The organism is uncultured Gemella sp. (genome assembly GCF_963519265.1).
Taxonomy (GTDB): domain Bacteria; phylum Bacillota; class Bacilli; order Staphylococcales; family Gemellaceae; genus Gemella.
This window is the reverse complement of sequence record NZ_CAUQNQ010000042.1, coordinates 1-12656: the sequence shown is the minus strand read 5'-3', so window position 1 is coordinate 12656 and position 12656 is coordinate 1. Positions and strand designations below refer to the sequence as shown.

12 protein-coding genes and 1 other annotated feature are annotated in these 12656 nt (G+C 32.0%); of the genes, 5 read left to right on the top strand and 7 right to left on the bottom strand.

What is annotated here, in order from left to right; all coding sequences use genetic code 11:
• Together RWN11_RS05460 and metA are read left to right on the top strand one after the other, a co-directional pair.
• On the top strand, positions 1-671 hold a 671-nt coding region (locus RWN11_RS05460; protein WP_314160764.1), incomplete at its 5' end, for an SHIRT domain-containing protein.
• 143 nt (positions 672-814) lie between these two features.
• Positions 815-1043: a binding site (T-box leader), on the top strand.
• 65 nt (positions 1044-1108) lie between these two features.
• Positions 1109-2026, top strand: a complete 918-nt coding sequence (gene metA, locus RWN11_RS05455) for a homoserine O-succinyltransferase (protein WP_314160763.1) — start codon at positions 1109-1111, stop codon at positions 2024-2026.
• 199 nt (positions 2027-2225) lie between these two features.
• Here metA and RWN11_RS05450 read toward each other — a convergent pair whose 3' ends face one another.
• Genes RWN11_RS05450 through efeO form a run of 5 tightly spaced genes read right to left on the bottom strand, consistent with a single transcriptional unit; the run spans position 2226 to position 6934 of the window.
• Complete coding sequence (locus RWN11_RS05450) at positions 2226-2420, bottom strand: twin-arginine translocase TatA/TatE family subunit (RefSeq protein ID WP_314160762.1); 195 nt, start codon at positions 2418-2420, stop codon at positions 2226-2228.
• A complete protein-coding gene (tatC, locus tag RWN11_RS05445; RefSeq protein WP_314160761.1) occupies positions 2420-3133 on the bottom strand; it encodes a twin-arginine translocase subunit TatC in 714 nt (237 codons plus the stop codon). The genes RWN11_RS05450 and tatC overlap by 1 nt, the downstream gene beginning before the upstream one ends.
• Before the next feature lie 10 nt (positions 3134-3143).
• Positions 3144-4850 (bottom strand): FTR1 family protein, encoded by a 1707-nt coding sequence (locus tag RWN11_RS05440; protein ID WP_314160760.1) that lies wholly within the window; start codon positions 4848-4850, stop codon positions 3144-3146.
• Entirely contained in the window at positions 4819-6054 is a 1236-nt protein-coding gene (efeB, locus tag RWN11_RS05435; RefSeq protein WP_314160759.1) for an iron uptake transporter deferrochelatase/peroxidase subunit, read from the bottom strand. The genes RWN11_RS05440 and efeB overlap by 32 nt, the downstream gene beginning before the upstream one ends.
• A gap of 1 nt (position 6055) precedes the next feature.
• Complete coding sequence (gene efeO, locus RWN11_RS05430) at positions 6056-6934, bottom strand: iron uptake system protein EfeO (RefSeq protein ID WP_314160758.1); 879 nt, start codon at positions 6932-6934, stop codon at positions 6056-6058.
• Positions 6935-7325: 391 nt separating this feature from the next.
• Between efeO and pnuC the strand changes: the two genes are divergently transcribed.
• Positions 7326-8027: a nicotinamide riboside transporter PnuC gene (pnuC, locus tag RWN11_RS05425; RefSeq protein WP_003144047.1), complete on the top strand. Its 702-nt coding sequence runs from the start codon at positions 7326-7328 to the stop codon at positions 8025-8027.
• A 215-nt stretch (positions 8028-8242) separates the two neighbouring features.
• Positions 8243-9181, top strand: a complete 939-nt coding sequence (locus RWN11_RS05420; protein ID WP_314160757.1) for a hypothetical protein — start codon at positions 8243-8245, stop codon at positions 9179-9181.
• A gap of 189 nt (positions 9182-9370) precedes the next feature.
• Here RWN11_RS05420 and RWN11_RS05415 read toward each other — a convergent pair whose 3' ends face one another.
• Both RWN11_RS05415 and RWN11_RS05410 read right to left on the bottom strand, forming a co-directional pair.
• Positions 9371-10105 carry an HAD-IB family hydrolase gene (locus tag RWN11_RS05415; protein WP_314160756.1) on the bottom strand — a complete coding sequence of 245 codons (735 nt, stop codon included), beginning with the start codon at positions 10103-10105 and terminating at the stop codon, positions 9371-9373.
• A 73-nt stretch (positions 10106-10178) separates the two neighbouring features.
• Positions 10179-11870, bottom strand: coding sequence for a M3 family oligoendopeptidase (locus RWN11_RS05410; RefSeq protein ID WP_314160755.1), 1692 nt, complete (start codon positions 11868-11870; stop codon positions 10179-10181).
• A gap of 256 nt (positions 11871-12126) precedes the next feature.
• Here RWN11_RS05410 and def point away from each other — a divergent pair.
• Positions 12127-12656 (top strand): peptide deformylase (gene def / locus RWN11_RS05405; protein ID WP_314160754.1); only part of this gene is annotated, 530 nt, incomplete at its 3' end.

Here is a 12656-nt window from a genome sequence, read left to right as displayed (position 1 = left end):
CAGAAAACGATGGTAAATGGGTATTCAAGAGCTACGATGCAGAAAGTAAAGCAGTAAATAAAGCAGATGTAGAGTTTATAGGAACATGGGTACTCGAAGCTAATAAATACGGTGTAACATACAAATTTGAAAGTGGAACACCAGGTAAGACATTGCCAGAAGCAATCGAAAACTATAAACCAACAGACCAAAATCGTTATGTAGATAAAGCAAATGTAGTTGCAACTCAACCGACAAAAACAGAGTACGTAGATGTAGAAAACGATGGTAAATGGGTATTTAAAAAATATGATGCTGAAAATAAAGCAGTAAATAAAGCAGATGTAGAGTTTATAGGAACATGGGAATTCGAGGCTAACGCACCGGCTCCTAAGCCAGAACCAAAACCGGAACCAAAACCGGAACCTAAGCCAGAGCCTAAGCCAGAACCAAAACCGGAACCAAAACCGGAACCTAAGCCAGAGCCTAAGCCAGAGCCAAAACCAGAGCCGAAACTGGAATCAAAACCGGAGCCTAAGCCAGAGCCTAAATCGGAATCTACACCAGAGATACAATCTAAAAAGATCGGAGTATTGCCAAATACTGGTGAAAAACAGTCTAATGTAGAAATTTTTGGTGCGTTAGTAGCAGCTGGTGTAATAATGATGAGACGTAAAAGAAATTCTAAGTAGTAGACTGACAATCTCTATTGAGGTAATTTAAATTCAAAAAAGATATGAATAGTAATTCATAAAATTTCTTTGAAGTGTCTAAGCTAATTCTATTGACAAATAGTGTTAAATTCTTTATACTATTAAGTAAATTAATATTAATATGTAAAACATTGAAGAGATAAGTAGATTATAATTGATTCACAACAGAGAGCTTTCGGTGGGTGTGAGAAAGTAAGAAGAGATGTAGTTGAAAATGGTCTCGGAGTAATAATTATCTAATAGGTAATTACGTTGGTGCACGATATAGCACAGCGGTATGAACACGTGCCGATCAAGGTGGATATTTATATCCATAAACATGGGTGGTAACACGATAAACTCGTCCCTATTACATAAGTTTGTAATAGTGGCGAGTTTTTTTATTTAAGACAAAGAATAGTTAAGGAGATAAAATAATGCCAATATGTATTCAAAATGAATTACCGGTAAAGAATAAATTATTAGAAGAAGGAGTAGTCGTAATAGAAGAGAATAGAGCTAAAAATCAAGATATACGACCATTGAAAATTTTAATTTTGAATCTAATGCCTAAAAAAGAAGAAACTGAGCGTCAATTATTAAGACTTTTAGGAAACTCTCCGCTTCAAATCACGGTAGAATTTCTTCATATGACAAGTCATATTGCAAAAAATACAGCGCAGTCTTACTTAGAGAAATTCTATAAAACATTTGATGAAGTGAAAGATAAATACTATGATGGTCTTATTATTACAGGTGCTCCTGTTGAACAACTAGAATTTGAAGATGTAAATTACTGGGGGGAATTGAATAGCATTTTTGACTGGAGTAAGACTCATGTCTTTTCAACATTAAATATTTGTTGGGCAGCTCAGGCTAGTTTATACTATCACTTCGGTGTCAAAAAAGAACAGGTAGATGATAAGATATTTGGAGTATTTGAACATGATGTTCTTATAGAAAATCATACATTAACAAGAGGATTTACAGATACTTTCTTAGCTCCTCATTCTAGGCATACTAAAATAGAAGAAGAGAAACTACCTACTATTTCTGAACTTGATGTATTAGCGAGATCAGAAGAGGTTGGGACATTAATAGCTGCGACTAAAGATATTAGAAAGATTTTTGTAACAGGGCATATTGAATATGATGCAGATACACTTCATAATGAATATGTTCGTGATAAGAATAGTAATCTTCCAATCGAAGTTCCGGTGAATTATTACCCAGGAAATGATGATACCAAAGCACCTAAAAATAGATGGCGTGGAGTGGCTTACTTATTCTATCACAACTGGTTAAACCAAGTTTATCAGCAAACACCGTATGATTTAGCTGAATTATCAAAATAAGAGAAAGAAAAAGACTTTACAGGGAGTGACTCAAAAATCGTGATTTCGGAGAAACAAGATTTTGTCGAGTCACCCTCGCACAGTTTATTAGATATCTAAAAAGCTTTTATAAAGCGAATTTAGATATCAATAAACCACTGCGTCTATGAGTTCTCATATGTACTTTGTTGAATTTTAGGACTTTTAAGCCCCCCTAATTTTAATTATCTTTTTTTTCGTCTTTTTTACCTGAGTTTTCCTCTTCTGTTAATCCTGAAATTGATTTTTTAAATGATGTGAACATTTTTCCAATTGATTCTCCAAGTTCAGGTAGACGTTTAGGACCGAAGATTATTAGAGCAGCTATGATAAGCACTATGACTCCAGGAGCTCCTATATCACGTAAAAATCCCATTACTTTTCACCTCTTTTGTTGTAAATATACTTGCTAATAATAATGCTAATTTCATAAATTAAAATTAATGGTATTGACATAACGATATCACTAATAAAGTCAGCAGGTGTAATGACTACTGCTATTACAATTAGTATAAAATATGCATATCTTCTATTTCTAGTTAAGAAGGTAGGTGTTAATATACCTAATGATGTTAGGAATGCAACTATAACAGGGAATTCAAAAAGTATCGCTATCGGTATCGTCGTATTAATGACAAATGATAGATAGTTTTGAGCTGTTAATTGAGTGTTGAATAAATCATCCCCGATAGAAAGAAGAACATTTAAGATAGCAGGAGTTACTAGAAAGAACCCGAAAGCTAAGCCTACTGAAAAACAAATGAATACTGCCGGTATATAGGCTAATAATGCACGAGCTTCTCTTTCTTCTAATGCAGGTTTTATAAATGCCCAGATTTGATAACAAATAAATGGTATCGAAAATGTGAAGGCACAAATTCCCGCAAGAGTTAGATATATCCATAGTATATCATTAGGTCCAAGAACAATCAATTTATTATTAAAATTACTAGTTAAAAATTTATAAATATCCGCTGACCATGATAAACTTACTATGAAAGAGACAATAAAAAACACAAGGCTTAGTATTAGTCTCTTTCTAAGTTCGGTTAGATGCTCCACGGTAGAAACTTTATCTCCATATTTCATCGCAAGTTACCTATTTATTTTTAGATTTTTCATAGAATATACTAATTGCTACAACTATGATATAAATAAGTTGAGCTATTATTACTTCAAAACTAGGATAGATTCCTAAAATTTCGATAGTAGGTAAGTAATCTATAATGTTATTTGAGACCATGTCAGTTATTTGTAAAGCGTGTATGCTTACTCCTAGCATCTTGAATCCTAGAATGTATATTAACCAAGATAGAACTAGGAATACTTTGCTAATTGGTAATTTTCCAGATGCTTTTACCATAATTATACCGATAATTATTAAAGCGACAATAGCAAGAGCTATCCCTATTAGTAAGTTACTTGTAGTAATTAATGGCATAATACCAGCGTAGAATAAGATAGTTTCTGCACCTTCACGGAATACTGCAAGGAAACTAAGTGTGAACATAGATATAAAGCTTCCAGTTGAAAGAACTAGATTTAACTTTGTATCCATATATTTTTTCCATGCTTTAACAGAACTTTTACTATGTAGCCAAATTCCAATACCTATCATCATAATTACTGCAAAGATACCAACAACACCTTCGATGATTTCACGGTTAGTACCAGATGATAGAGCAGGGAATGAGTATTTTAAAATAACGGCTGCAAATATACTAGAAAGAATACCTACTAAGGCACCCGCATAAATCCAGATTAACCCTTTTTTCTGTTTAGCAGCTTTTAATGCACTTGCTAAAGATAAGACGATAATTAATGCTTCAATACCTTCACGAAGTAAAATCAGCATAGAATCTAATGCAGTATAGTTAGATTTCGTATCGATTTTAGAAAGCTCTGCAATTAAGTTTTTAAGTTGTTCTTGATACTTTTGTTCGCTACCTTTAACCATAATGATAGGAGTTTCGCTTTCTACTTTTGTATATAGTGAAGCGTTACGTGTGCGAACTTCTCCTTCGATAACAGGCCAAACTTCTATGAATTTTTTCATTTTCTGTAAACCTTGACTATTATTTCCATCTTTAAAGGCTGTAAGGCTATCTTCAAGAAGTTTTATTCCTTGTTCAAGAGTCTTAACATCTGAACTTTGTTCTAGATTTTCACCTGCAAGAAAATTATCTAGATAAGTTTTTAAATCAGTTAAATATAATTTTGTATTTTGATAGTCATATGGTTCTACCTCCATAGAACTACGTAGAAATGACATTGTTGTTTCTACTTTTCCGTAGTAAGCAGGTTCAAGTGTTCTTACGATACCTTCATTACGCACCCAAGCAGCATTGTATTTAACATATTCTGCTTTCATAGTTTCAATATCTTTAGTGTCAATTGCTTTTTCTAATTTATCAAATGCAGGGTAAAGTTTTGTTTTAAAAGCTTTTTTCTCGGCTTCAATGTCTAAAGGATTTTGTTCATTTTCAAAAGCAAGTAGGGTAGTTGATAGCTCTCTTAGTTGCTCTTCATTGATATCATTTGATTTTAATGTTTGTTTAACTTTTTTTCCAGCTTCAGAATCTGAATTTTTCGTTGCTTCAAACTCTGTTTTAAATTCTTCAATTAATTTTTTAGCTTTATCTTGTTCGTTATTTTTTATTGCAGTGTTAGCGTCGGTAATTTTTATAAAAAGATTACTGTATGATTCTTTTGCTACAATAGTTTTAAAAAATGGAGAGCTAAAACTGAAAAGAACGATAAACGCTAAAAATATTTTAGTCAAATAGTTTTTTGCCAATATACTCACCCTCCTTAATTCCTCCAAAACATGCAAATAGACCACTTCCGATATGAGTTATGTATTCATTCATCTTATCTTCGTTTCCTAGACTATTCTGGATAGTTATAAATTGTTTTGGATCTTTTTGGAATGAGATAAATAGTAGACCAGAGTCGAATTGTCCTGTAGTTTCATTTATACCGTCTGAATAAGAATAAGAACGTCTTAATAATTCTACACCAGGTTTATGTGCTAAGTGGACATGAGAAGTTACAGGAATTAAAGGCTTACCATCTGGACCTTTTTTATTAAGATCAATTGGTGCAAATTCATCAGTTTCTCCAAAAGGAGCACCACTGTCTTTATATCTTCCAAAGGTGTTTTCCTGTTCATTTAGACTTGTTCTATCCCATGTCTCAAGGTGCATTTGAATACGTCTTACAGCCATGTAGCTACCATCTTTCATCCAGTTGTCCTTATCGTACCATACAATTTTATCAAATTGGTCTTCTTTAGTTGCATTAGCAGTACCGTCTTTAAAACCGAAAAGGTTACGCGGTGTTTCAAGACGATTACCAATAGCAGCAAAACCTGATTGGCTCCATTTCATAGTTACAGTAGAGCGAGCTTTTCTAACTAGGTTACGTACTGCATGGAAGGCTACCTGTTCATCATCTGCACATGCTTGGATACAAATATCTCCACCAGTATATTTTTCTTTTAATTGTTCTCTAGCGAAAGGAGGTAAGTCTTTAAATTCTTCAAGACTTTTATTTTTTAAGTTCATTTTTTTTAAGAAACTTGGACTAATCCCAAATGTCAGAGTTAAACGATAGGGATTTAACCCTACCGTTTCTCCAGTGTCTTTTGGTGGTAAATAATGGTTTTTAAGAGCAGGTTCAACTAGTTCACCGTTCATTAATTTTTCACTATATTTAGTCCATTCCTTAAACATGTCGATTACATCATCACGCTTAGTAGAGTGTAAATCTAGCACGACAAAATAAACACATTTTTGCATAAGAGTAGTAATCCCAGCTTGGTGTTTGCCATAGAAACTGATTTTTTCTTCTCCATCAGCTATAGCTCGGTTGTTCTCAGCTTTGTTTGCAAAAAATCCCCCAAGAGCAGAAGCTCCGACAACAGCACCGGCTCCAGTCATTCCTGCTTTTTTCAGGAAATCACGCCTTGTTATTTTTTTGTCAGTCCATTTTTTACCAGATTCTTCCATATTACTTAGCCTCTTCGTCTAAAATTACACCCATTTGAGAAAGTGGTTCTCCTAATTTTGTTACTGCTTCAGAAAGTTCTTTAGTATTTTCTTTTGTTAGGTCAGTATATAGTTTGTAGTGTTTTTCATCAGTTTTATATTTATCTAATAAGCTATTAATTGTAGCAAATTTTTCAGTTAAATCTTTAGCTAATTTACTATCTTTTTTCTCGATTAAAGGTTTGAAAATTTTGAAGATTTCTTCAGCACCTTCGATGTTAGCTTTAAAGTCGTATAGGTCAGTGTGAGAGTAAATTTCTTCTTCTCCTGTGATTTTTTGTGTTGCAACTTCGTTAAGTAAGTCAACAGCCCCAGTTACCATTAAATCAGGAGTAACTTCAACAGTAGCAACTTTAGCTTTTAATTCTTTAATGTCTTTTACTAGTTGTTCTGCATATTGTTCAGTACCTTTAGTAGTATTTTGTTCCCACATAATTTTTTCAATTCTGTGGAATCCGCGCCAACCTTCTTCTGTTTTGTTTTCTTCTAAGTAGTCAGCAAGACGGAAGTCGATATTTACGTCTAATTCTCCAAAACTTTCAGCAATTGGCTCTGAACGTTCATAAGCCATACGAATAACAGGATATTGTTTCTTAGCTTCCTCTAGATTTCCAGCTTTAATAGTTTCAGCGAATTTTTCAGTATCTTTAAGTAGAGTATCTACTTGGTTTTCTACGAATTTTTTATAAAGATCAGTAGCTTGTTTAAGTTGCTCTTTTGTACCTTTAGAAGTGTCAATTTGAGCAGTTTTGTTTTCTTCTTTCTTCTCTGTTTTAGAAGCACATCCGCTAATTACGATAGTTCCAGCCATTAGAGCTATAAATAATTTGTTTTTCTTCATTAATAAATATACTCACTTTCAATTTAATCTATTATAAATTATAATCATTATCAGTTAGAAAGTAAAGTGATAAGAAACAAAATAAATAAAAAAGAAAAGTTTTACATGATGAATAAAATTGTTTTGAGAAAATTAAATTATTAAGTTTCTTTTTTATGCATCAGATTGAAGTTTAAGATAAAAGATACTATAGTATTGAGTTTTTAAAAATATATTTATGTTATATAATAGTAGAGTGAAAAAGTGAAAATTAATCGATTGAAAGTGGAAAATGTTTGGTGTATAATGAAAGTAGATTTTTAGTAAGCGTTATAAAAAAGCTACTAAGAACCTAAAAAATTAAGATTGCATTAATTTAATGCGGTACTTTTAAAAAGGAATAAAAGGCTTTATGAAACAAAAATTAAAAATATTCGCAACATCAAAATGGTTTGATTTACTAGGGGTTGTTTTAGTAATTAGTATTGCTATCGCGTCAGGTTACTTAGCGACAAGATTGGATAAATTTGTTGATTGGGGTCCATGGACTGCACTTGTGCCATTCGGACTTATTTCTGTAATTAACGTTGGAATCTCAATGTTATCTACAAGATTCACAGGAAAATTAAGTAAACTTGGTAACTACTTAGGTATTATTAATGCCGTATTATCAGGAGTTATTGATTATATCCTAGGTAACAAAGCTGCGATTATCACATACCCTGTAACATTTTTAATCTATTTGGGTGCGATCTATGTATGGAATAAATCTACAGATAAACCAAATACAATGTCAAAAGCAAAATTATATACAGTTTTAACAGCAATTGCAATCCTTTCATTTGTATTTTCATATGCAACAAACTACATTGGATATCATGGTAAGATGAGTACTCTTGCATATATAACTACAATTGCATTTGCATTCTCATTAATGGGTAATGGATTAAATACATTTAAGCTAACTACACAATGGCCATTCTGGTTACTATATAATATTGTTCAACTTACAAAAGCAGTAGTTCAAGGAAACTTTGCTAACGTTGGTAAATATATTTTCTACATTATTAATAGTGTTGGAGCATTATTTGTGTGGAAAGATTCTGAAAAATAAAATATACTATAGTTATAGATTTAAAGCTGTTGATAACTGCAAGAGTGCAGAAGTCAATGGCTTTTTGTTTATATGTATGTAATTGATATGCTCGTTAATAAATAAAGGATAAATCTATTATGTTAAATTATTTCTAGTAAAATACGATTTTCTATGAGATAATAATTCTATAGTCCGCGAAGAGTGGAGAGATTTTAGATAACAGGAGAATATATATGAAAAAAAGTATTGCTATATTTTCGAGTATTATAGTTGCGCTTATTATTTGTGCTACAGCTTATTATTTTATGTTTGGTAGTGGAAAGGATAAGAAGGTGAAAGAAGAGTATCAAAAATATGTTGATATGATTAATATCAGCCATGATTTCGAAGCAGGAGCGAAAGGCTTGGAGACTCTAACTACTGATGTTGCTCAGAAGGTTATTCCAACTATCAAGACTGATATAAAAGTTGCTAAAGAGGTTAGAAATACGTCTATTAGTCTAAATGATAAAAAGGTTGACGAAGCAAAAGATAGTCTAGATAGAGCTAAAAAACTTGATACAAATTCAAACTTTTCAGCTGCTATTAACTGGTTAAATGCTGATATAGAAAATTATAAGAAAGCAGAAGAAGAGATAAAAAATATTAAGACTGATGCTAATTTTAGTAAAGATTTATCTCAAATTTTAGAAAAATACAAGTTTAATAATAATAGTCTAAAACAACTGTTAAGTGATGTAGGTACTAAACTTTATGAAAAAGCTCAGGAAGCTGCACAAAAGGCTAAGGAACTTGCAGACAAAGCAAGAGAGTTTGAACGTAAAAAAAATCGATCAGATGTTGAGCTAGGAGGTCCTAATCCTGCATTGTTAAATGATAGTAATTCATTGCCAGCCGATGCTCAAGGAATTGGTGGAGCTATGGATGAAGAAGGTGCGAGAAAAATGAGCTCTGATCTTGTTAATCGATATAAAGGATACCTTCTGAAAAAATATGATGGAGCATCAATTGAATGGTCTGTGAATGGTAAGAGTTTCAAAATTATTAAGGAAGATGGAAGCAAACTAACTTTCACTACTCAAGCTCAACTCTATAAAAAAGTGGGTAATAGATTAGTTTCTGGAGTTAATCTTAATAGTGAAGAAGGTTCTGAATTCTTATATAATACTTAGTATTTAATGAGTGAAGAAAGGTATTGACCCAAAAGTCCGTGTATATGATAACTCATAGATGCAGTGGTTTATTGATATCTAAATTTGCTTTATAAAAGCTTTTTAGATATCTAATAAACTTTGTGGGAGTGACTTGATAAAATCGTGATTTCTTAAGAAACAAGATTTTGTCGAGTCACTCCCTTTCTTTTATATTTCTACTATATCTATATTAGCTTTTGTTTTATATATAACGTCTTTGCGTTCGATTAGAATAGTAGCTTTTTCAGATAGTTCTTTATTTTCTTTAATTTTACTTAGTAATTCACGACTTGGGTTCATGGCAACAGGATTTCCAACACGTCTTAACATGTTGTAATCACCATTAGTGTCCCCATAAGCAAAAGATTTGTCAAGATCAATGTTGTATTCTTCGACTAATTTATCGATAGTTTTATTTTTACTATCAGCATCCCACATTGGAATTACTTCACCTGTGAATTTTTCATCTTCTATAATGTATTTACTACCTATAGCTAAAAATGCATGGTGTTTTTTACCCATCGCTTCTACAAGGTAATCAGGACTTCCCGAAATGAAGATGATAAGGTGTCCATTTTTCTTGTGTTTTTCTATAATATCTCGTGTGAATTTATATACACGATCAGCTTTAAGTTTCATTACTTGTTCAGTCGCGAAGTCGATATATTTTTTATGAAGACCTGTAATTGCTTGTACATATGCTTCAGAAACACCGAAAAGGTAGTTATCATAGTCTTCAAATCTCTTATCCCAGTTAATGTAACTATCTTTTACACCGTTTAGCCAATATTTTTCGTCTACAACTTCGTATTTTATTAATTTTTTAAAATGTTCTGTCATTAGAGAATCTCTATAAAGAGTTCCATCAATATCAAAAAATGCCGCTATCTTTTTTTCTTTCATATTTTATCCTCCTAATATTAAAAAAAATTATTTCTATAAAGTTAAAGACGAGATTTACTCGCCTTTAACTTTACTAGAATTTTGTTGCATCGACAGAGTCAATGTATTTTCTAAGTTCTGGAACAATATTAGAAATAGTTCCATCTTCGAATGGATTTTCTAAGTTAGCTTCTTTTACTAATTCTAAGAATGGTTTAGTTCCACCAAGTTTACATAGGTGTAGGTATTCTTTCCATGCTTTTTCTCTATTTTCGTTAGCTTTTTTCCAGAATTGGAATGCGCAAACTTGAGCTAGAGTGTAGTCGATGTAGTAGAATGGGACACTGAATAAGTGACCTTGTCTGTAGAAGAATAGTCCTTCATCAAGTTCTGGAATATTTTCATAGTAACGAGATGGTAAGTATTTTCTTTCGATTTCTAACCATTTCATGCGACGCTCTTTTGGAGTTAGCTCTGGATTTTCGTATACTTCATGTTGGAATTCATCAACAGTAACACCATATGGTAAGAATTTGATTGATGTTGCCATGTGGTAGTATTTGAACTTCTCTGTTTCATCTTGGAAGAATAAGTTCATCCAAGGCCAAGTTAAAAATTCCATACTCATTGAGTGAATTTCGCAAGCTTCGTATGTTGGCCAAACATAATCTGGCATGTGATGTCTACTTTGGAAAACTTGGAAAGCATGTCCAGCTTCGTGAGTTAGAACTGTAACGTCATGAGGTGTTTGGTTAAAGTTAGCGAAAATAAATGGTGCTTTGTAATTTGGAATAAATGTACAGTAGCCACCACCAGCTTTTCCTGGCTTTGTATCTAAATCTAATAAGTTATTTTCAGTCATAAATGTGAAGAATTCATCAGTTTCAGGTGATAATTCTTTATACATAGTTTTAGCATAGTCAACAAGTGTTGGACGATCCCCTTTTGGAGTAGGGTTACCTGATTTGAATGTTACACCTTCATCGTGGAATGAAAGTTTTTCAAGTCCTAGACGGTTAGCTTGAGCTTTTTTAAGTTCTTCAACAACAGGTACGATTTCCTCAAAAATTTGTTTTCTGTAGTTTGCTACATCTTTTGCGTTGTAGTCTGTTCTACGTAAGCGTAGGTAAGCAACTTCTACGAAGTTTTCGAAACCAAGTTTTTTTGCGATACGAGTACGAACTTTAATCATACGGTCATAGATGCTATCATATTGTTCTAAGTTTTCTTTAAAGAATCTAGCTACAGCTTGGTTTGCTAGTAAACGAGTCTCACGGTTAGCATCTTGTGTATATTTAGCCATGCCACTTAAGTTGTGTTCTCCACCATCAAATGGAATTTTAGCACTTGAAGTTAGTTTTGTATATTCTGATGAAAGTTTGTTTTCTTCTTTTAAATCTTCAATGATTTCATCGCTGAATACTTTTAGAGAAGTTTCAATTAGATTGAAGTAATGTTCTCCGATTTCTTTTTTTAGTTCTTCTTTGAATTTTGAATTGAATATTGCTTCGTCGAATTTGCTGTAAAGTGAATCTAATTCAGGACCGAATTCATCCCAAAATTCTTGTTCAGCTTCATAAAATTTATCTGTAGTATCGATTGTTACACGAATCTCTGATAATTGTGCCATAGTACTTACATTATCTCGAAGTTTATTATATTCGTTGAAAACTTCTAAAGTTTCTTCAACGTTACTTGCCGAAGTTAATTTTTCTCTTAATGTTTCTAATTGTTCTTTTATTTGATTTGTATTTGGTCTTGTATATTGGTAATTTTCAAAAGTCATAATACACCCTCCTAAAAATTTTATTTATAAATTATCAATAATACTATGATAACATGAAATAAATAAAAATACAAAAATAACTTTCAGAAAATTCAAAAATAAAGATAGAAAATTAAAGGGATATTTTATGTAAAATAAAACTCTTAAAAAAATGTCGGATAGGAAACTTTGACCTTTGACATTCTGAGATATTTATGAAATAATTAAATATATATTTAGATGCCGAAAAAATAATTAGAAATAAAGGAGAAAAGATTTGATTACAACTAAAGATATAATTATTGATCCACATACAACTCTTAGAGCTCGTGCTGAAGAGGTTAAAAGTCCGATTTCAGAAGAGGATAAAGCCACTTTACGTGGATTATTAGAATATGTTATAGCATCTCAAGATGATGAAAAAGCAGAAAAATTAGGATTAAAGCCTGGTATAGGCTTAGCAGCACCTCAGATTAATGTTTCGAAAAGAATGATTGCAGTACATATTCCAGATGAAGAATATCCTGAGAATACAGTTTCTTATGCTTTATATAATCCAAAAATTATTTCGAACTCAGCAGCAAAATGTTACTTAGCTGGTGGAGAAGGGTGTTTATCTGTAGATAAAGATATTAAGGGATATGTTCCTCGTTATTCAAAAATTAAAGTGGTTGGTTATAATGAAAATGATGAGAAAGTTACTTTAACTTTAACAGACTTACCAGCAATTTGTTTCCAACATGAAATTGATCACTTAAATGGAGTTATGTTCTACGATCATATTAATAAAGAAAATCCATTTGATGT